Annotated in this window: 21 protein-coding genes and 1 pseudogene; 7 read left to right on the top strand and 15 right to left on the bottom strand. The window is 68.8% G+C overall.

Annotation, left to right across the window (positions count from 1 at the left end; genetic code table 11):
- The 8 genes from rraA to AC5Y5V_RS00540 all read right to left on the bottom strand — a co-directional run bounded on the left by rraA (position 1) and on the right by AC5Y5V_RS00540 (position 5,268).
- A complete protein-coding gene (gene rraA, locus AC5Y5V_RS00575) occupies positions 1–489 on the bottom strand; it encodes a ribonuclease E activity regulator RraA (protein WP_499930500.1) in 489 nt (162 codons plus the stop codon).
- The gene (locus AC5Y5V_RS00570; RefSeq protein ID WP_499930499.1) at positions 486–962 is read right to left on the bottom strand and encodes an Rv3852 family protein; all 477 of its coding nucleotides are present in this window, start codon (positions 960–962) and stop codon (positions 486–488) included. The genes rraA and AC5Y5V_RS00570 overlap by 4 nt, the downstream gene beginning before the upstream one ends.
- A gap of 94 nt (positions 963–1,056) precedes the next feature.
- On the bottom strand, positions 1,057–1,677 hold the full coding sequence (locus AC5Y5V_RS00565; protein ID WP_499930497.1) for a copper resistance CopC family protein: 621 nt from the start codon (positions 1,675–1,677) through the stop codon (positions 1,057–1,059).
- 1 nt (position 1,678) lies between these two features.
- Positions 1,679–2,335, bottom strand: a complete 657-nt coding sequence (locus AC5Y5V_RS00560) for a DUF6474 family protein (protein WP_499930496.1) — start codon at positions 2,333–2,335, stop codon at positions 1,679–1,681.
- Between the two features lie 117 nt (positions 2,336–2,452).
- Complete coding sequence (locus AC5Y5V_RS00555) at positions 2,453–2,851, bottom strand: transcriptional regulator (protein WP_499930495.1); 399 nt, start codon at positions 2,849–2,851, stop codon at positions 2,453–2,455.
- A gap of 631 nt (positions 2,852–3,482) precedes the next feature.
- The gene (locus AC5Y5V_RS00550; RefSeq protein ID WP_499931085.1) at positions 3,483–4,016 is read right to left on the bottom strand and encodes a peptidase; all 534 of its coding nucleotides are present in this window, start codon (positions 4,014–4,016) and stop codon (positions 3,483–3,485) included.
- 214 nt (positions 4,017–4,230) lie between these two features.
- On the bottom strand, positions 4,231–4,854 hold the full coding sequence (locus AC5Y5V_RS00545; RefSeq protein WP_499930494.1) for a superoxide dismutase: 624 nt from the start codon (positions 4,852–4,854) through the stop codon (positions 4,231–4,233).
- Positions 4,855–5,112: 258 nt separating this feature from the next.
- A complete protein-coding gene (locus AC5Y5V_RS00540) occupies positions 5,113–5,268 on the bottom strand; it encodes a hypothetical protein (protein ID WP_499930493.1) in 156 nt (51 codons plus the stop codon).
- A 451-nt stretch (positions 5,269–5,719) separates the two neighbouring features.
- Between AC5Y5V_RS00540 and AC5Y5V_RS00535 the strand changes: the two genes are divergently transcribed.
- Positions 5,720–6,814 (top strand): DUF4328 domain-containing protein, encoded by a 1,095-nt coding sequence (locus AC5Y5V_RS00535; RefSeq protein WP_499930492.1) that lies wholly within the window; start codon positions 5,720–5,722, stop codon positions 6,812–6,814.
- Between the two features lie 4 nt (positions 6,815–6,818).
- The gene (locus AC5Y5V_RS00530) at positions 6,819–7,643 is read left to right on the top strand and encodes a glycerophosphodiester phosphodiesterase (RefSeq protein ID WP_499930490.1); all 825 of its coding nucleotides are present in this window, start codon (positions 6,819–6,821) and stop codon (positions 7,641–7,643) included.
- On the opposite strand, the gene AC5Y5V_RS00525 is transcribed toward AC5Y5V_RS00530, so the two are convergent.
- The 3 genes from AC5Y5V_RS00525 to AC5Y5V_RS00515 form a co-directional block, all read right to left on the bottom strand.
- The gene (locus tag AC5Y5V_RS00525) at positions 7,640–8,194 is read right to left on the bottom strand and encodes a ferritin (protein ID WP_499930489.1); all 555 of its coding nucleotides are present in this window, start codon (positions 8,192–8,194) and stop codon (positions 7,640–7,642) included. The genes AC5Y5V_RS00530 and AC5Y5V_RS00525 overlap by 4 nt on opposite strands.
- 123 nt (positions 8,195–8,317) lie before the next feature.
- Complete coding sequence (locus AC5Y5V_RS00520) at positions 8,318–9,496, bottom strand: LCP family protein (protein ID WP_499930488.1); 1,179 nt, start codon at positions 9,494–9,496, stop codon at positions 8,318–8,320.
- Positions 9,497–9,564: 68 nt separating this feature from the next.
- A complete protein-coding gene (locus tag AC5Y5V_RS00515; RefSeq protein ID WP_499931084.1) occupies positions 9,565–10,344 on the bottom strand; it encodes a DUF2470 domain-containing protein in 780 nt (259 codons plus the stop codon).
- Positions 10,345–10,438: 94 nt separating this feature from the next.
- Here AC5Y5V_RS00515 and pheA point away from each other — a divergent pair, with 94 nt between their 5' ends.
- Together pheA and AC5Y5V_RS00505 are read left to right on the top strand one after the other, a co-directional pair.
- Positions 10,439–11,374, top strand: a complete 936-nt coding sequence (gene pheA, locus AC5Y5V_RS00510; RefSeq protein ID WP_499930487.1) for a prephenate dehydratase — start codon at positions 10,439–10,441, stop codon at positions 11,372–11,374.
- The gene (locus AC5Y5V_RS00505; protein WP_499930486.1) at positions 11,371–12,057 is read left to right on the top strand and encodes a histidine phosphatase family protein; all 687 of its coding nucleotides are present in this window, start codon (positions 11,371–11,373) and stop codon (positions 12,055–12,057) included. Before pheA ends, AC5Y5V_RS00505 begins: the two co-directional genes overlap by 4 nt.
- Before the next feature lie 13 nt (positions 12,058–12,070).
- On the opposite strand, the gene AC5Y5V_RS00500 is transcribed toward AC5Y5V_RS00505, so the two are convergent.
- From AC5Y5V_RS00500 to AC5Y5V_RS00490, 3 genes and pseudogenes are all read right to left on the bottom strand, one after another.
- On the bottom strand, positions 12,071–12,265 hold the full coding sequence (locus tag AC5Y5V_RS00500; protein ID WP_499930485.1) for a hypothetical protein: 195 nt from the start codon (positions 12,263–12,265) through the stop codon (positions 12,071–12,073).
- A gap of 122 nt (positions 12,266–12,387) precedes the next feature.
- A pseudogene (locus AC5Y5V_RS00495) lies at positions 12,388–12,785 on the bottom strand (metallopeptidase family protein); the annotation flags it as partial.
- A 4-nt stretch (positions 12,786–12,789) separates the two neighbouring features.
- The gene (locus AC5Y5V_RS00490) at positions 12,790–14,127 is read right to left on the bottom strand and encodes a septum formation family protein (protein WP_499930484.1); all 1,338 of its coding nucleotides are present in this window, start codon (positions 14,125–14,127) and stop codon (positions 12,790–12,792) included.
- A gap of 112 nt (positions 14,128–14,239) precedes the next feature.
- Here AC5Y5V_RS00490 and serS point away from each other — a divergent pair, with 112 nt between their 5' ends.
- Entirely contained in the window at positions 14,240–15,499 is a 1,260-nt protein-coding gene (serS, locus tag AC5Y5V_RS00485; protein ID WP_499930483.1) for a serine--tRNA ligase, read from the top strand.
- Between the two features lie 19 nt (positions 15,500–15,518).
- On the opposite strand, the gene AC5Y5V_RS00480 is transcribed toward serS, so the two are convergent.
- Positions 15,519–16,004 (bottom strand): DUF2834 domain-containing protein, encoded by a 486-nt coding sequence (locus AC5Y5V_RS00480; RefSeq protein WP_499930482.1) that lies wholly within the window; start codon positions 16,002–16,004, stop codon positions 15,519–15,521.
- A 69-nt stretch (positions 16,005–16,073) separates the two neighbouring features.
- Between AC5Y5V_RS00480 and AC5Y5V_RS00475 the strand changes: the two genes are divergently transcribed.
- A complete protein-coding gene (locus AC5Y5V_RS00475) occupies positions 16,074–16,709 on the top strand; it encodes a TetR/AcrR family transcriptional regulator (protein ID WP_499930481.1) in 636 nt (211 codons plus the stop codon).
- 48 nt (positions 16,710–16,757) lie between these two features.
- Entirely contained in the window at positions 16,758–18,323 is a 1,566-nt protein-coding gene (locus AC5Y5V_RS00470; RefSeq protein WP_499930480.1) for a phytoene desaturase family protein, read from the top strand.
- Positions 18,324–18,620 lie beyond the last annotated feature (297 nt).

The following is an 18,620-nucleotide window of genomic DNA, read 5'->3' as shown; positions in this document are numbered from 1 at the left end:
CTAAGACCCGTCTGCAGCGACGACCACAATGCCGTCGTCGTCGCTGTAGGCGACATCGCCCGGGACGAACGTCACTGATCCCAGCGTGATTTCGACGTCGCGCTCGCCGGCTCCGGTCTTGGTGCTCTTGCGGGGATTGGTCCCGAGCGCCTTGATGCCGATGTCGATGCCGCGCAGCGCGGCCGCATCCCGCACCGCGCCGTGCACCACCAGGCCGGCCCAGCCGTTGGAGCGGGCCAGGTCGGCGATGAGGTCGCCGACGAGCGCGGTGTGCAACGACCCGGCACCGTCGACTACCAGCACCCCACCCGCGCCGGGCTCCGACAGCACCGACTTCAGCAGGGCGTTGTCCTGGAAGCACCGCACGGTGCTGATCCGGCCGGCGAATTCCGTGCGGCCGCCGAACTGACGGAACTGCAGGTCACAGCTGCGTACGTCGGGCCCGATGTCGTCGACAAGGTCGGCGGTGGCGCGAAAGGACACCGTCACCGGCGCCGCAGCTGACGGATCAGCAGCAGTGCCAACAGGCTCAGCGCCACCGCGACCGCGAGTGGCAGCGGGTTGCTGCCCGACGATTCCGGCAGTGCCGGTTCGCGGGTGACTGGCTTGGCCTCCTCCACGGTTGACTTCGCCTGCGCCGCCACATCTTTGGCGGCCGCGGCGAGGTCACCGTTGGTTTCGATCCGCTGCGCCGCGTCGAGCGGCTTTTCGGCGGGCTTGGGCGGCGCCGGCGCGGGGGTTTCAGCTTTGGGGGGCGGAGCTTTCGCGGGCGCCTTCTTGGCCGGCGCTTTCTTGGCGGGCGCCTTCTTCGCGGGTGCTTTCTTGGCCGGTGCCTTGTCGGCGGGCACCTTGTCGGCAGGCGGTGGGGGGGCTTTCTTGGCGGCCTTCGCGGGCGGCTTCTTGGCCGGGGGCGTCGATTCGCCCTGGGATTCGGGGTTGGGTTGTTCCTGCGGGTCTGCCATGCGGCCGCTCCTTTACAGCTTCTTTCCGCGTTGCGTGCCGGGTTCGTCGGGTCCCATCATGCCAGGGTGCGTTCGGGCGTCTCGGTGACCAGGGTCAGGGCCTGCGGCGCACCGCCCACAGCGCGGCGGCGCCGACGGCGAGCACGGTCACCACGACAAACGGCCAGACCGGCGGGTCGTCGCCCGTATCGGGCCGGGCCGCCGCCGGGCTGGCCGGGCCGGTCCCGTCGTGGCCCGTGTCCGTCCGGGTGGCCGCCAAGCCAGGTGGGCCCATCCTGCCGTCGCCATTCGGTTGATCCGCCCTCGGGCCTGGCACGCCCGACCCGGCCAGCGTCAGCCGAAACGCCCACGACCCGACCACGGGATGCCCGTCGGCGGAGACCACCCGGTAGTTCACGGTGTAACTGCCCACCGGTCCGAGCGGGCGCACGCCGACGCTGACGACGGCTCCCTGCACGGTCGGGTTCCCGGTCGACCACAGGTTGGCGTCGGGCCCGACGACCGTCATGGCGGCGAAATTGGACTGCAACGGCTCGTTGAACGTCGCGCTGACCCGGTTCGGCCCGGCGGTCACCGCGGCGCCGTCCGCCGGTTCGGCGGCCACCCGAGTGGCGTGCGCGGACGCCACCTGCGCGGCGAGGAGCGCCGCCAGGCCCATGACGGCCAGCAGCAGGGTGGCGCAGGCGCGCGCAATCCACCGGTTGGCGTGCGCCATCTCAGCTCAACCCGAGCCGGGCCATCAAGTCGGCCTCGATGCCGTCGAGCTGCGACGAGATCGCGGCGTGCGCCGCGCGGCGGCGGGCCGACGGCATGTGCTCCGCGGCGGTCACAGCCGCGGACAGATCGCTCAGACGTTCGGTGACAGCAGCCGCGAACTGCTTGGTCTCGGCGTCCTTGGGGTTTTTCTCCTGCACGCTGCGCAGGGACTGCTCCGAACCGGCGATCCGGGCCGACAGCCGGGCGCCGTGCCCGGAGAACTGCCCGATCTGAGCCAGCGGGATCCCCAGCTGGTCCGCGCGCCGCTGATCGATCAGCGCACGGGCCGCGATGGCCCCCCGATAGATCAGCGGTGTCAGAACCGGGGCGAGCAGCCGCGCCACCGTCAGGCCTCGGCGGATCCGCGTCGGCGACAGCAGCTTGCCCTCGCGGACGGCCTTGAGCTGGGCGTCGGCGACCTTCAGCGCCGCCTTGTCGCTGTCCTGCTGGGCTTTGATCTGCGCCCTGATGGCCTTGTCCGCGGCGCGCTCGGCGCTCTTGATGCGACGGCGGTCGTTTTTGGCGGCCAGCCTCGCCTCGAGCCGGGCACGGGCTTTGATCGCGCGGACTTCGGCGCGACGCGTCGCACGGCTCTTTCGCTTGCGGAACAGGCCCATTCCCGGACGCCTCCCGGTATCTCGTGGACTATCGCGGTGCGCGTGCGCGATCGCTCAGCCAACCCTAAACGCAGCAGGCCGAGGGTGGTCCATCAGGTCGCGGCCGGGCAGGCCGGCTCAGGCGTCCAGGTGCTCCGCACGGCGCAGCTGGTCGACACGCTCTACCAGGTCTTGCTGAGCCTTGGGGGACAACCCCGCGGCCTTCTGGGCGATGCGGCGCACGCCCTCGTCGCGCGAGCTGGCCAGCCACGCCAATTCCAGGTCGAGCTTCTCGTAGTACTCGTCGTCGGTGAAGTACGCGGGCTTGATGCGGAAGAAGTTCGCGAGCGCGGCCATCGTGGCCGTGGACGGGTTGGTGCGGTTGCCGGAACGTAGCTGCGACAGGTAGGGAGCCGACATCGTCACGCCCTCCGCCTTGAGTGCCGCGATCACCTCTGCGGAGGTGTGCGGCCCCCGCCCGGGGGGATACACGGTGTCGAACAAACGGTTCAGGCGGGCAGCGAATGTCGTGCTCATCGATATGACCTCCACCAGGGGCTGAAGAGGGAAACGGTCAACTATGGGTATTTGCTGATCATGGTAGCGACTGTTGCGTCCACAAACCAAGTGCAAACCTGCGCAGATTTGGTACTCGCGTTTGAAGCGGCGCGCCACATCGCCCCAGCAGAGCATGTAACCGGCCTGCCCGGAAGTCCATAAAGCGAACAGAATTCACAGGTTATCCGAAGAAATGGTTCTCACGTGCTAGCTCAGCGCTCGGCGCCGAAGCGCTCGCGGATTTGTCCGCAATCGCCGAGCGACGGGCAAGCGCGTGACGTCGGGCAACCAGCCGGTGGCGGCGATCCGCGGTGCGCCTCCTTTGCTGCCGGATTCTTAGCAGACCTCGCAAAACGCCCAACCTGCGCGGGGCCGACCACCGGTCACTTGTGAGTTACTTCTGAGAAATATTTGACGCCGAGGATGGCGGCAGCGGTCGGCGTCGTCGCTCGTCGCGGGGCCGTCTTTGACCCTGCTGAGCCTCGGTTTCGGCGCCCGTCGCGCGCGTCCGGGGCCGCCGCCGAGTTTGCACAGCGGGCGGCGCTCCCCGCGTCGCGTAGGGCGCCGCGTGCCCGCCTCGATACGCCGACGACGCTCGGCCGTCCGCCTTCTAGGCGGCGAGCAGCATCGCCAGAATCGCGGTGTCCGGGTGGCTGATCGGATCGACGCCGACGCGGCTCACCATCGACGTGATGGTGCCGTCGGCCTCGGCTTCCACCCAGGCGGCCCGGTGCTCCAGGCCCAGATACGGCAATCCCGGCAGCAGGACGCAGCCCGACGCGGCTCCCGTGCATTCCGGCAACGACGGCGTCGTTTCCGACGGTGGATGCAGCATCAGCAGCGCCGGCGGCTGGTGGTCGGCGAAATATCCCGGCTGGATGGCGGATTCACCGAAGACGGTGCCCTCGGCCAACACCAGGCCGACGGTGTCCGGTTCGGGTTCGTCGGGCAATTCCTCGCGAGCGCCGAACACCGTTGTGGTGGATAGCAATCCGGGCAGGGAAGCGACCCGAACGGCGACCATTAATAGTTGCGCCCATTCCTTTGTCGAATCGGGCCAACGTCCGGAGATCACAAACCCTTTCAGGGCACCACGAGAATGAAAGGGAGCAACCCCTATAGGCCTACCTGACCCAGCATCCATCTCGCCCTCCGCGACGTCTCCATCCGAAGTATCCACGCCGGTAGCTCGTACAAATCCTAGCTCGAATGATCAAGCATGCGCGGGGTTTTGGCACCTTGCAACCCGACACGGCAGTGGCGTGGCCACGTTCACAATTTCGAAATACAAACCCGTGAAAAGGCAAAGGGCGCCGCGCGTTTCCGCGCGACGCCCAAGCCGACTTGGGTGTTGGCGTTCAGCCGAAAATCAATCCGTTGGTTTTCGAGGTAGCGGCCTCATACCGCGCCTGCACGTCGGCCCAGTTGACCACGTTCCAGAATGCCTTGACGTAGTCGGCCTTGACGTTCTTGTACTGCAGGTAGAAGGCGTGTTCCCACATGTCGACCTGCAGCAGCGGAATGATGCCCAGCGGCACATTGGCCTGCTGGTCATAGAGCTGGAAGGTCAGCAGCCGGCCGCCGAGGGTGTCGTAACCCAGCACCGCCCAGCCCGAGCCCTGCAGGCCGTTGGCTGCCGCGCTGAACTGAGAGCGGAACTTGTCGAACGACCCGAACTGGTCGTCGATGGCGGCGGCCAGATCGCCGGTCGGCTTGTCGCCGCCGTTCGGCGAGAGGTTCTTCCACCAGATGGAGTGGTTGACGTGACCGCCGAGGTGGAAGGCCAGGTTCTTCTCGTTGAGGAATATCGCGGAGTGGTCCTCTTTGGAGCGCGCCTCCTCGAGCTTGGCGACGGCGTCGTTCAAGCCTTTGACGTAGGTGGCGTGGTGCTTGGTGTGGTGGATTTCGTTGATCTGACCGGAGATGTGCGGTTCCAGCGCTGCGTAGTCCCAGTCCAAGTCGGGCAGGGTGTATTCAGCCACGGCATTCCTTCCTTCGTGATCTTTCTCGTTGATCCTGGTTGATCGCGTGACGCGTCTTTCGCGCGGATGCCGCCACTGGGACGGCCGACCATAATCAACCCTGCTCTAAGACCGCGCGCACCGCAAGGATGGCCGTTGAGGAGCTGCTGGCGACGGCGCGCGGTGGCGAGTCTGCGGTGGTGGCGCTCAGCCTGTGCCCACGGTGTGCTCGAGGGCACCATCCGCGCGGTGAACGCAGTCAGTCAGTGCTGCGAGAAGTCAGGACAAAACGATGATCGCGAGAATCGCCAACAGCGCGAGGGCGATCAGCGCGGCGCGGAGGGCGGCGACGCCGTAGCTCTGGCTCCACGCGGGGGAGCCTGAATACGAGTTCGACGAGGCAGCCGACCCTCGACCGAACGGATGCGTGGCCATCACATGCCCCTCACCTGAACGACCACCCCGTCGCCCGCGCCCGGGCCGTGAGGTGGGTCACAACGAAATTCTGTGTGCGCGATCATAACGCGTTCGAGAGGACCCGCGAAACTTGTCCAGAAATCGCGCTCTGACCTGCGGTTTCGGGGGAGTGCGCTGACCCCGGCGCAGAGCCGGGTGGTGTCGTGACGCGGCGCTGCGGACTCGGCGCGTCTGCAATTGTTAGCGCGACGATCCATTCGCTCAGCTACCTGTATGAGTTGTCTATGGGCACGCCTGAACAGCACCAGGTTATCCACAGCTGCTGACAGGACTACCCCGGTAGAGGCTGTTTCGATGGGCCGGATACCCCGATGCCAGTTGTGCATAAACCTGTGGAAACTGTGGATAGCCGACGGTAGCTGAGTCGCGTTGCGGACAGCTCCCGGACGCGCGGCGCTAGAGTGGTCCGGTGATCCAGGTGTGCTCCCAGTGCGGCACTCGGTGGAACGTGCGCGAGAAGCGCCGCGAGTGGTGCCCGCGCTGCCGGGGAGCGCTGATGGCGCCCCTGGCGGAGGTCCCGGGGGCCGATCCACGCTGGAGCACCCATGGTGGTCCGCCCACCGCCGCCGCGCCCACCGCCGCCGTCCCTACGTCCGCCGCGCCCAGGCCTCCCGCCGGCTGGCAGCAACGCCCGGCGCCGCGTCTGCAGCCGGGCTTTCGGTGGATCGCGGTACGCCCCGGCGCCGCGCCGCCCCAGCGCCGTCGCCGACGCCCCCTGGGGCCGACGCCGCACTACGCGGTGATACCGCGCTGGGGACTCGCGGACCGTGTCGAGCAGGCCGCCGCGGCGCCGGCGCAGGCACCCGCCGTGAAAGGGCCGTCGGCGCCGACGGTGCGTACCACGCTGTTCCTGAGCGTGCTGGCGCTCGGCATCATCGCGCTGGTGTACGTCCTGCGCTATGTGCTGTTGATCGTCAACCGCAGCATCTTGCTGCCCTCGTTGGTGGCGTTCGCCGCGGACTGGCTCGGCATCCTCGCCAGTGTGACGGCGGTCGTCGTGTTCATCCTGTACTCGGTGGTGCTGGTCCGGTGGCTGATCGCGCGCCGCGCCGCCGCGTTTGCGCACTATGGGGTTCCGGATCACCGTTCCCCGAGGGCGCTCTGGCTCGGATGCCTGATCCCGCTGGTCAACCTGTTCTGGGCGCCGGTCTACGTCATCGAACTGGCCACAGTCGAGAAGCACTATGACAGGCTGCAGAAACCCATCGTCCGCTGGTGGCTGGTCTGGGTGGTGAGCGACGCGGTATCCATCTGCGCCATTCTCACCAGCCGCGCCAGCGACGCCCAGGGCATCGCCAACAACACCGTCTGGATGGTTTTCGCCTACCTGTTCGCGGCCGCCACGGTGGCCTCGGTGGCCAAGGTCTTCGAAGGGTTCGAGCGCAAGCCGATCGCGCGGCCCACGCACCGCTGGGTGGTGGTGGGCAAAGACGGCGCGTCCCGGCCCGCCGCGCCGACGTCGGCCGCTCCGGTTGAGTTGGACGGGCAGGAACCGGCAGCATAGTGGTATGACGTGGGCCGACGAGGTGCTCGCCGGGCACCCCTTTGTGGTCGCCCACCGAGGGGCCTCGGCCGCCCTGCCCGAGCACACCCTGGCCGCCTACGACCTCGCCCTCAAAGAGGGCGCCGACGGTGTCGAATGCGACGTCCGGTTGACCCGCGACGGCCACCTCGTGTGCGTGCATGACCGCCGCCTGGACCGGACGTCGACCGGGGACGGTTTGGTCAGCACGAAGACGCTGGCTCAGATGAGCGAGCTGGAGTACGGCGAATGGCACGACAGCTGGCGCGCCGACGGTGCGCACGGCGACACCAGCCTGCTGACGCTCGACGCCCTGGTTGCGCTGGTCCTGGACTGGAACCGGCCGGTGAAGATCTTCATCGAGACCAAGCATCCCGTCCGGTACGGCTCGCTGGTGGAAACCAAGCTGCTGGCGCTGCTGCACCGCTTCGGCATCGCCTCGCCGGCCTCCGCGGACCTCTCCCGGGCCGTGGTCATGTCCTTCTCGGCGGCCGCGGTCTGGCGGATCCGGCGGGCCGCGCCGATGCTACCGACGGTGTTGCTCGGTAAGAACGCCCGATACCTGGCCAGCACCGCCGCCACCGCAGTCGGCGCAACGGCCGTCGGCCCGTGGATCGGGACCCTGCGGGAATACCCGCAACTGGTGGACCGGGCGGCCGCACAGGGGCGAGCGGTCTATTGCTGGACCGTCGATGAGTACGAGGACATCGACTTCTGCCGGGACGTCGGGGTGGCCTGGATCGGCACCAACTACCCCGGGCGCAGCAAGGCCTGGCTGGAGGACGGGCACACCGTCGCGGGCAGCGGTTAATTCGGTAACAGGCGCCCGCCGGCGGCTCGCGGGGCCGCCGCTCCGCTGGGCGCTCCGTTCACCTCGCGGGCGATAAAGTTCTCCATGTCGAACAGGTTGGCGCCGGCGCGGTCGGCAACGCGTAGCAGCGTGGTCATCAGCGCCACCTCTTCGATCTGCTCTTGAAGGAACCACTGCATGAACTGCTCGCCGAGGTAGTCGCCCTCGTCGCGGGCGACCGCCGCGAGCCGGCTGACCTGCTCGGTGACGCCACGTTCCAGGTCCAGCGCCAGCGCCAGGGCGTCCCGCGGGCGGTCGAACTGGTTGCGTACCGCGTCGACCCGCGGGATCTCCACGCGGATGTCCCGGTCGAGCAGGTGCTGCACCAGCATCATGGCGTGATTGCGCTCCTCGACCGCCTGGCCGTAAAAGAGCTTCGCCAATCGCGGCAGGTCGAAACCATCGAAATAAACAGCAATTGCCACGTATTGCTGTGCCGCGGTGAAGTCGTTGTAAATCTGTTCCTGCAATAGCGTATGGAATTTCGTCTTGGGACCGTCAATATCGCTCATGTAAAGCAGGATATCGCAGGTGAAACGCGGTTTGCAAAGAAGGCGGGCCTTAGTCAGGAAAGGTTTTCCTAACAAATTCCGCGGCCTTTTAAGGCCAGGTTTGCCTAACTCTGAATTGCCGAGTTACTCGTGCGCGTCGAGCCCGGACGGCACCGGTGCATCGGTCTCGAGTGCGGCGAACAGCTTGCGCGCCGCGTCGTGGTCCCACACCACCACCGAGCCGACGTCGCTGTTGGTGAACTCGCCGATCGGGACCGTCAAGGCGGTGGGGGTTCCATGCAGGGCCCAGCCGAGCCGGGCCAGGTCCCAGACATGGTCACCGTGGTCGACGGTCAGCGCGCCGATCGCCGCATGCGGCACCGCATACCAGCGCCGCGGATCCAGCCACACCGCCGGGCCGGCGGCGCGGTGCAACAGCGCGGACATGAACTCCCGCTGGTGGATCATCCGGTCCAGGTCCGCGCGTGGCGTCGCGCGGCTGCGCACGTAGCCGAGTGCGGTGCCGCCGTTGAGCTGCTGGCAGCCCGCCGGCAGATGGATGCCGGCCAGCGGGTCGTCGATCGCCTCGTGGGGGCACACGGTGACCCCGCCCAACGCATCGACCAGCGCGGGGAAACCGCCGAAGCCGATTTCGGCGTAGTGGTCGATGCGCAGCCCGGTGGCCTGCTCCAGCGTCCGGATCAGCAGCGGCGCCCCACCCACGGCGAAGGCGGCATTGATCTTGTCCCTGCCGTGCTCCGGGATCGGCACGAAGGAATCGCGGGGGACCGACACCATCGTCGGTGGGATGTCGGACCCGACCTCGGGCAGATGCACCAACAGGATGGTGTCGGTGCGACCGTTGCCGACGTCCCCGCCGGTCGCCAGCGCGGCCTGCTGCTCGGCCGTCAGGCCTTGGCGGCTGTCGGAGCCGACGAGTAGCCAGTTCGTCCCGCGGCCGGCCGCGGGACGCTCGGGATAGTCCGCCAGCGCCGAGGTGCGATGCAGTGACGTCTCGACCCACGCGCCCACGCCGACGGCGCCCAGAACGGCGAGCAGCGCCGCGGTCAGCAGCGTCCGTACCAGCCTGCGGCCCCAGCGGCGACGGCGCCGCTTGTAGTGCTTGGGGGGCGACGGGGCGGACGGGGGCGCCGGCGGTGCCGGGGGCCGTGCCGCCGGTGGCGGTGGTGGCGCCGCGGGGACCCGGCGCAGTGGTTCGGTCCGGTCGATCGGCGGCCGCCCCGGGCCGCCGTCGCGGCGGATCACCTGCGGCGCCTCCGGCCGTTCGGACCACGGAAACTGCGGTGATCGATCACCGGTCACCCGGATAAGGTACGTGCTGCGCGGCCCTCAACAGCAAAAATTTTGCTGAAATGTCCCCGCGGGGCGGGCTACCGGCGGGCGCGCAGGCCGTTCAGGAACGGGCAGCCCATCAGCACGCGGATGGCCTGACTCAGCCCGTTCATGTCGTCGACCGGCTTGTGGAACGGCAGCCGGATGTCGTGGTCGCCGTCATTGCCCTCGATGCGAAACCGCACGCCGTAGCGGTCCAGGCCCAGCGGACGGACCTGGCCGCGGCGCAGCGGTGTCGGCAGCCTGGAGACCAGTCGAGTGACCACGTCATTGTGGGCGGTGGTCAGGTGCCAGAGCAAAGTCGATTCGACCGCGCAGAACGGGTCGGGCCGGGCCGCCAGGAGGTCCGCCAGGCTGACCGGCTCGGCGCCGGTCGCGTCGGTGACCACTACGGACGCGATCTCCAGCCGCAGCAGGGTGTAGCGGGTCTCGTCCGCGGCGGGCGGAGCGGACCGCGGCGTCTGGATCTGCAGCAAAGCCGGATTAGGGTGCTCGGTGGCGATCAGGTCCAGCAGCTTGCCCACCGCTCCGGGCGGGACCTGACGCAGGTCGCCACGGACCCACACCAGCGAACGGACCGGTTCCCGCATCGGCAGCGGCGCGTAGTCGGTCAGCTCCAGCAGCGCCTGCGATCCGCACTCCACCGGGGCGCGATCGAGTGGAACCGCGACCGCGAAGGAGCCGTCGTAGAGCAAATGATGTACGGGCGTGGGGACGGGGTCCTCGCCGTCGACGGCCAGCAGCGCACCGCCGGCGCGGGCGCAGGCGGTGCGGATGCGCTCTGCGGTCGTCGGCGCGGGACTTGTGACCGGTAACACCATTACCTCCCTTGGATTAGGTAAGCCTAAGTTAACTTAGGTCGGGGCGGAACCGCAAGGCTTCGAGTCGGTTAGCGCCGTTAGTGTTGTGGTCGTGGCCCGCATCTCCTACCTCGGTCCTGAGGGGACGTTCACCGAGGCCGCCCTGCTGCAGATGACAGCCGCCGGCCTGATCCCCGGCGGCAGCCCGGAGGCGGTGCAACGTTCTCCGATCGCGAGCACCCCGGCCGCGCTGGACGCCGTGCGTGACGGTTCGGCCGACTACGCCTGCGTGCCGATCGAGAACTCGATCGACGGGTCGGTGACACCCACCCTGGACAGCCTGTCCAGTGGCTCCCCGCTGCAGGTTTTCGCCGAGACGACGCTGGACGTGGCCTTCAGCATCGTCGTGCGACCCGGCAATGGGCGCGCTGACGTGCGCACGCTGGCGGCCTTCCCGGTGGCGCAGGCGCAGGTGCGGCAATGGCTGGCGGCCAACCTGCCGGATGCCGAGCTGCGGCCGGCGTATTCCAACGCCGACGCGGCGCGCCAGGTCGCCGAAGGGCACGCCGACGCCGCGGTCACCTCACCGTTGGCGGCCACCCATTACCGGCTGGCGGCGCTGGCCGAGGATGTGGTCGACGAGGCCAGCGCCCGCACCCGCTTCCTCCTCGTCGGTCGGCCGGGGCCGCCCCCCGCCCGCACCGGGGCGGACCGCACGTCGGCGGTGTTGCGCATCGAGAATGCACCCGGAGCGCTGCTGGCGGCGCTCGCCGAATTCGGCATCCGCGGCATCGACCTCACCCGGATCGAGTCCCGGCCCACCCGCACCGAGCTCGGCACATACCTGTTTTTCGTGGACTGCGTCGGCCACATCGACGACGGCGCCGTCGCCGAGGCACTCATGGCGCTGCACCGTCGTTGTGCCGATGTGCGATACCTGGGTTCCTGGCCGACGGGGTCGTCCGCCGGGGCGCAACCGCCACCGGCCGACGAGGCCGCGCGCTGGCTGACGCGGCTACGGGCGGGCGGCCAGGGGGCCGGCGCGTGAGCGGCCGCCTGGTGCTGCTGCGGCACGGCCAGTCCTACGGCAACGTCGATCGCAGGTTGGACACCCGTCCGCCGGGCGCCTCGCTGACGCCGCTGGGCCGCGACCAGGCCAGGGCGTTCGCCCAAAGCTGGGAGCGGCCGGCCCTGCTCGCACATTCGGTGGCCATCCGGGCGTCGGAGACGGCGGCGGTGATCGGCGGCCAGCTGGATGTGGCGGCCCAGGAGTTCGAGGGCATCCACGAGGTGCAGGTCGGAAAACTGGAAAACCGCAACGACGACGACGCGGTCGCCGAGTTCAACGCTATCTACGAGCGTTGGCATCACGGTGAGCTCGACGTGCCGCTGCCCGGCGGCGAGACGGCCAACGACGTGCTGGAACGCTACGTGCCCGTGCTCACCGATCTGCGGCTGCGCTACCTCGACGACCGCGACTGGACGGGTGACATCGTCGTCGTCAGCCACGGCGCCGTCATTCGGCTGGCCTCCGCCGTGCTGGCCGGGGTGGACGCCAACTTCGCGTTGGACAACCATCTGGGCAATGCCGAGTCGGTGGTGCTGTCCCCGATCACCGACGGGCGGTGGAGTTGCGTGCGCTGGGGATCACTGACGCCGCCGTTCTACCCGCAGCCCGAATCGGCGCCGGTCACCGATGCGGTGACGTCGGGCACCGACCCGATGGGTTGACTCTTCGGGCTGTTCAGACCGCCAGCGCGATCGACACGACGCCGCATTCACAGCCGACGGCATCGCAGTCGACGACGAATGTGTGCAGGAACAGTTCGGGGCTTTCGCAGCCCGGCTCGGTGCACTCCGAGCGGCCCAGGACGTGATGAATGATGGTGCCGTGGCAGTGCTCTAGGCCTTCCCGGCAGTCGCGGCAACCGTTACCCATACGCCGTTCATAGCACCGGGTCCCGACAAGTCCGGGATGCCGCGCCGAGTGTGGGTCCCGCTTGACCGAATGTCGGGTTGTTGCACGCTTCTGGCCGGGAACCGTGCCTTAACCCGACGCTCGGCGGGGGGGGCGGGGCGGGGCGAGGCGGGGCGGGGTGGGGCGGGGCTCAGCCCCAGCCCAACTCGTCCAGCCGGTCGTCGTCGATCCCGAAGTGGTGGGCGATTTCATGGATCACCGTGATCGCAACCTGCTCGACGACCTCGTCGTCGGAGTCGCAGACGTCCAGCAGCGCCTCGCGGTAAATCGTGATGGCGTCCGGCAGGGTGCCGGCGTAGTCCGAGTCGCGTTCGGTCAACGCCACGCCCTCGTAGAGCCCCAGCAGGTCATCCTCGTCCGGGTGCCGGTCCTCGACCAGGACGACGACGTTGTCCATCGCGTCGGTCAACCCGGTCGGGATCAGGTCGAGTGCGTCGGAAACCAGCTCGTCGAACCGCTGGGGGTCCATCCGCACGGCCACCCGGTCAGTTCCCCGGTGGCGGTTCGGCGGGCGGGGGAGCCTCCGGCGGCGGGGCCTGGGCCGGCGGCGGGGCCTGGGCGGGCGGCGCCTGCGGGGCAGGGGAGGGGATCGCCGGCTGCCCGGGGAGGTGCTGATTGCCCGGCGGGGCCGCCGGCGTCGGGGCGGTGGTCTGCTGCTGCTGCGGCTGGGGTGCGGGGCCCTGGACCGGCGGCAGGATCGGCGTCGGGTTGAGCCGCTCCTCGGGAATGTCGGGCGGCGGCACCGGAGCCTGGCCGTTGATCATCAGCGCGCCTTTGGCGCTGTTGACCAGCGTGGCCCATCCGCCGTTGCCCAGCGTCGCGCCGATGCTGCATGCGACCGACCGGCTGCCCGCCGCCCAGCTCGGCATCGACACCGTCGGGTAGATAAGCGTCAGGGTGGTGGTGCGTAGCTTGATCGGCGCGAGGTAGGCCTCCGTCATCTTGGTGCAGGCGTCCTTGATGAACCCGTCCTGGTCGGGCTCGGCGGGCAGCGCGTTGGGGAACTTCTCCGCCAGGTTGACCGTGCCCGTCACCTCCATCGCGTGGGGTGCGGCGCAGTCCACCGGGACGTCGATCGGCTGGTTGGTCACGAGGTCGATGCTCAAGCAGGTGCCGGCGGGCCACACCTTGGATTGGTCGGTGTCGGCGACCTTGCCCTTGAAGGCGAGCTGCTGGTTATTGGGCCCGGGCAGCTGCAGGCCGCACAGGACCCGGCGGTCGCCAGTCTGGCGCCACGCCCGGTCACCGGACCACAGCAGGCTTACCGTGAACTTGCTGTTGGGATCGAACTTGGTGCCCAAGTAGTTGCGGACCGCGGCCTCGCACTGCTCCTGGGTGATCTGCTGGATGCGGGCGGGCGACGGCGGCGGCGCGGTGGGCCCGTACTCCGAGCCGGGGAAGGTCCGCATGTCCACGGACTCGGCGACCTCGAACCGGTGATCCTCGCTGCAATTGACGATCGCCGCGGAATCCGGCGAGCCATCCGGCCACATCAGGCAGCTACCGCTGGCGGCGTGTGCGAACGCGGGGTTGCCCTTGGCCCCGGTCCTGGGCACCGGGTTGCTGTCGAGGCCGGCGAGCCGCCCCGAGCCGGTGCCGACGGAAGGGATCGCGGTGACCAACCCGGCGATCAGCAGCCCACCCAGCGCGGTGAGCAGCAGCGCCCGTCGGGTCGCCGCAGGTGCCAGCGTGCTTGGCCACTGGAACCCGGCCGGCGGCTCCGCGGCCGCTGGCTCCGCCTCTTCGGCAGAGGAGCTGGCTGCTGGGAGCAGTTCGTCCTGAGGTTCCTCGCGGTCCTCGAGCAAATCCGACATCCGTTCCATTCTGACAGGGCAGGTCAAACCGCGTTACGAATGTTGCAGATGTGATACCTGCGGTTCTGCCCGCCGGGACGCCCTGTCACCCGGGCGCCGGACCGAAAGTAATCTTGCGGCCGTGATCGACCTGAAGTTGCTCCGGGAGGACCCCGACGCCGTCCGTCGCTCCCAACTCAGCCGCGGGGAAGACCCGGCGCTGGTGGACGCGCTGTTGACGGCCGATGCCGCGCGCCGCGCGGCGATATCGAGCGCCGACACGCTGCGCGCCGAACAGAAGGCCGCCAGCAAGAGCGTGGGCGCGGCGTCGCCCGACGACCGTCCGGCGCTGCTGGCGCGGGCCAAGGAGCTTGCCGAGCAGGTCAAGGCCGCCGAAGCCGACCAGGCCGCCGCGGCGTCGGCGTTCACGGCGGCGCACATGGCGATCGGCAACGTCATCATCGACGGGGTGCCGGCCGGCGGCGAGGACGACTACGCGGTGCTCGAGATGGTCGGCGACCCGCCGCGGTTGCCGGACCCGAAGGACCACCTCGAGCTCGGCGAATCGCTGGGCCTGATCGACATGCAGCGCGGCGCCAAGGTGTCGGGCTCGCGGTTTTACTTCCTGACCGGCCGCGGCGCGCTGCTGCAGCTGGGGCTGCTGCAACTGGCGCTGCGGCTGGCCATCGAGAACGGCTTCATCCCGATGATCCCGCCGGTGCTGGTGCGCCCCGAGGTGATGGCCGGCACCGGGTTCCTGGGTGCCCACGCCGACGAGGTGTACCGGGTCGAGGCCGACGACCTCTATCTCGTCGGCACCTCCGAGGTGCCCCTGGCCGGCTACCACTCCGACGAGATCCTGGACCTGTCCGGCGGCCCGCTGCGCTACGCGGGCTGGTCGTCGTGCTTCCGGCGCGAGGCGGGCAGCTACGGCAAGGACACCCGCGGCATCATCCGGGTGCACCAGTTCGACAAGGTCGAGGGCTTCGTCTACTGCGAGCCGTCGGAGGCCGAGGCCGAACACCAGCGGCTGCTGGGCTGGCAGCGGGAGATGCTGGCGCGCATCGAGGTGCCGTACCGGGTGATCGACGTCGCCGCGGGCGATCTCGGCTCGTCGGCCGCACGCAAGTTCGACTGCGAGGCGTGGGTGCCGACGCAGGGCACCTACCGCGAGTTGACGTCGACGTCGAACTGCACCACCTTCCAGGCGCGCCGGCTGGCGACCCGGTACCGCGACGAGAACGGCAAGCCGCAGACCGCCGCCACCCTGAACGGCACGCTGGGCACCACCCGCTGGCTGGTGTCGATCCTGGAGAACCACCAGCAGCCCGACGGCAGCGTGCGGGTGCCCGCGGCGTTGGTGCCGTTCGTCGGCGCCGAGGTGCTGGAACCGGTCGGTTAGTGCCACCAAACCCGGGTAGCTACACGCCGACCTTGTCCCGCGCCTGCTCGTGCCGGCGTTGGCGCTCGATGGTGGCGAAGTAGAACGCGAATGCGAATGCGAAGCTGGTGAACAGGCTGGACACGAAGAACAGCCAGGGCCGCTTGAAGCCGCGCCGATAGCCGTCGATGATCGAAAACAGCGGCAGCAGAATGACATTGGCGATCGTGTAATCCTGACCCGCCGAACCCGCGGCCGGGTTGGTGAACATCAGCTGGATGTACTGCGTCCAGCTGCCGGGGCCCCAGATCGGGTTGTGCGGGCCGTGCGGCGAGTACTCCCGGACGAAGCGGATGTTGAAGTACCAGCCCAGCGCGACCGACGCGACGCCGACGACGTAGTAGACGACTTCCAGGGGCGAGAACAGCGGCGCGTTGGCCGGCTTGGCGTAGACCTGTGGGTTGGATTTGACGATCCAAGCGATGACGGCGATCCCGAGGACCGCGTGGGTGATGAGCGACATCATGGCCGCAGTCTGACGCCGGGCCCAAAGTTTTGTCAACGTTGTCAAAACTTTTCTTGCTAAGTTACGACGATGGTGAAGCCGGCGCAGACCGCGCGCAGTGAACGCACCCGCGAGGCACTGCGGCAGGCCGCGGCAGTGCGCTTTCTGGCCCAGGGGGTCGAGGAGACGTCGGCGGAGCAGATCGCGGCGGACGCCGGGGTGTCGCTGCGGACCTTCTATCGCCACTTCGCCTCCAAGCACGACCTGTTGTTTGCCGACTACACCGGCCTGACCTGGTTCCGCACGGCGCTGGACGCCCGACCGGCCGACGAACCCGTCATCGATTCGGTCCAGGCGGCGATCTTCGCGTTCCCGTATGACGTTGAGGCCGTGACGAAAATCGCCGCGCTGCGCGGTGGTGAACTTGACCCGAGCCGCATCGTCCGCCACATCCGGGACGTGCAGGCCGACCTTGCCGACGCCATCGCCGCGCAGCTGCACCGACGTAGCTGCGCCCCGGACCAGCAGCCCGACGGGCGGTTGCGCGTCACCGTGACCGCCCGGTGTATCGCGGCCGCCGTCTTCGGTGCGATGGATGCGTGGATGGTCGGCGACGACCGCTCGCTCGGTGAGCTGGCCAGGGTGACTCACGTAGCGCTCGAGGCGCTGCGCGCCGGGATCTCGGATGCTTGGGTCAGCCCAGTGCCATCGGAAGTTTCGTCATAATTGACAAAACTTTGACCGCGTGTCAGCCTGCATCCCTGGGAGGTCGAGATGTCTGAAACCGCGTTTGACGCCATCGTTGTGGGCGCCGGGCACAACGGGCTGACCGCAGCGGTGCTGCTGCAGCAGGCCGGACTGCGCACGCTGTGCCTGGACGCCAAGCTCTACGCCGGCGGGATGGCGTCCACCGTGGAACTTTTCGACGGGTACCAGTTCGAGATCGCCGGCTCGGTGCAGTTCCCGACGTCGGCGGTGGTGATCGAGGCGCTGGGCCTGGATACGTTGCCGACAGTGGAGCAAGAAGTGATGTCGGTGGCGCTGCGCGGCGTCGGCGACGATCCGCTGATCCAGTACACCGACCCGATGACGATGTTCGCGCACCTCAACGAGGTGCACGGGGCGGAGGCCGTCAACGGGATGGCGGGCCTGCTGGCCTGGAGCCAGGCGCCGACGCGGGCGCTGGGCAGGTTCGAGGCCGGGACGCTGCCCAAGACCTTCGACGAGATGTACGCCTGCGCCACCAACGAATTCGAACGCTCCGCCATCGACGACATGCTGTTCGGCTCGGTCACCGACGTGCTGGACCGCTACTTCCCGGACCGCGAGAAGCATGCCGCCATCCGCGGTTCGATGACCGTGCTGGCCGTGAACACGTTGTACCGAGGGCCGGCCACGCCAGGCAGCGCCGCCGCGCTCGCCTTCGGACTGGGCATCCCCTCCGGCGACTTCGTGCAGATGAAGAAGCTACGCGGCGGCATCGGCGCCCTCACCGCGCACCTGTGCCGACGGCTGGAAGGCGACGGCGGCGAGGTTCGGTTGCGCACCAGGGTGACCGAGATCGTCGTCGCCGACGGCAAGGTCACCGGGGTGCGCACCGAGGCGGGGGAGACGCTGACCGCGCCGATCGTCGTCTCCGGTCTCGCGCCCGACGTGACGGTCAACGACCTGATCGACCCGTCGGTGTTGCCCGCCGACGTCCGCGAACGCTATGCGGGCATCGACCACCGCGGCAGCTACCTGCAGATGCACTTCGCCCTGGACGAGGCGCCCGAATTCGCCGCGCCCTACGAGGCGCTCAACGACCCGGCCATGCAGACCTCGATCGGCATCTTCTGCACGCCGGAGGAAGTCCAGCAGCAGTGGGAGGACTGTCGTCGGGGCATCGTGCCCGCCGACCCGACACTCGTGCTGCAGATCCCGTCGGTGCATGACCCCGACCTGGCGCCCGCGGGCAAGCAAGCCGCGTCGGCGTTCGCAATGTGGTTCCCGATCGAGGGCGGCGCCGACTACGGGCAGGCGAAGGTGGAGATGGGCCAGCGGGTGATCGACAAAATCACCAGGCTGGCACCGAATTTCGAGCGCAGCATCATGCGTCACACCACCTTCACCCCGAAACACATGGGGGTGATGTTCGGCGCCCCCGGCGGCGACTACTGCCACGGTCTGTTGCATCCCGACCAGATCGGTCAGAACCGCCCGGGGCCGAAAGGCTTTATCGGACAACCGCTTCCGATCGGCGGGCTGTACCTGGGCAGCGCGGGGTGCCACGGCGGACCGGGGATCACCTTCACCCCGGGTTACAACGCGGCGCATGCTGCGCTGGCCGACAGCCGCTGACCCCATCTAGCTTGCTGGCCAGCGCGGGCGCTAGTGCCTCAGGACGGGGTGCTGCTCAGGAGGTGCTGAAGTGATGAGGATGCTGACTGCGTGGCGGCGCGAGTCGGTGAACGCGCGACACTGAAACGTCGGCGAGGACACGCCGAGTGATGCTGCCCTGGTTTAAGTCTCGAGGTCCCCAGTGGCCGCGCTCGCTCGGAGCGACACCCGTCGCGCGGCCTCGGCTCCCTAAACGCGTGCACGCGTGTGAATAAGTCTCGAGATCCCCACGGCAGCGCTCGCTCGAAGCGACACCCG

This window comes from Mycobacterium sp. NGS68 (assembly GCF_059812195.1).
Note: the sequence above shows the minus strand (reverse complement) of the source record. Positions and strands in the feature narration are given on the sequence as shown.

Excerpts from the sequence above, each read along its gene's own strand:
- AC5Y5V_RS00570 (WP_499930499.1), bottom strand. The coding sequence starts at position 962 with ATGGCAGACCCGCAGGAACAACCCAACCCCGAATCCCAGGGCGAATCG.
- AC5Y5V_RS00565 (WP_499930497.1), bottom strand. The coding sequence starts at position 1,677 with ATGGCGCACGCCAACCGGTGGATTGCGCGCGCCTGCGCCACCCTGCTG.
- AC5Y5V_RS00560 (WP_499930496.1), bottom strand. The coding sequence starts at position 2,335 with ATGGGCCTGTTCCGCAAGCGAAAGAGCCGTGCGACGCGTCGCGCCGAA.
- AC5Y5V_RS00555 (WP_499930495.1), bottom strand. The coding sequence starts at position 2,851 with ATGAGCACGACATTCGCTGCCCGCCTGAACCGTTTGTTCGACACCGTG.
- AC5Y5V_RS00550 (WP_499931085.1), bottom strand. The coding sequence starts at position 4,016 with ATGGATGCTGGGTCAGGTAGGCCTATAGGGGTTGCTCCCTTTCATTCT.
- AC5Y5V_RS00540 (WP_499930493.1), bottom strand. The coding sequence starts at position 5,268 with ATGGCCACGCATCCGTTCGGTCGAGGGTCGGCTGCCTCGTCGAACTCG.
- AC5Y5V_RS00530 (WP_499930490.1), top strand. The coding sequence starts at position 6,819 with ATGACGTGGGCCGACGAGGTGCTCGCCGGGCACCCCTTTGTGGTCGCC.
- AC5Y5V_RS00525 (WP_499930489.1), bottom strand. The coding sequence starts at position 8,194 with ATGAGCGATATTGACGGTCCCAAGACGAAATTCCATACGCTATTGCAG.
- AC5Y5V_RS00500 (WP_499930485.1), bottom strand. The coding sequence starts at position 12,265 with ATGGGTAACGGTTGCCGCGACTGCCGGGAAGGCCTAGAGCACTGCCAC.
- AC5Y5V_RS00490 (WP_499930484.1), bottom strand. The coding sequence starts at position 14,127 with ATGGAACGGATGTCGGATTTGCTCGAGGACCGCGAGGAACCTCAGGAC.
- AC5Y5V_RS00480 (WP_499930482.1), bottom strand. The coding sequence starts at position 16,004 with ATGATGTCGCTCATCACCCACGCGGTCCTCGGGATCGCCGTCATCGCT.
- AC5Y5V_RS00475 (WP_499930481.1), top strand. The coding sequence starts at position 16,074 with ATGGTGAAGCCGGCGCAGACCGCGCGCAGTGAACGCACCCGCGAGGCA.
- AC5Y5V_RS00470 (WP_499930480.1), top strand. The coding sequence starts at position 16,758 with ATGTCTGAAACCGCGTTTGACGCCATCGTTGTGGGCGCCGGGCACAAC.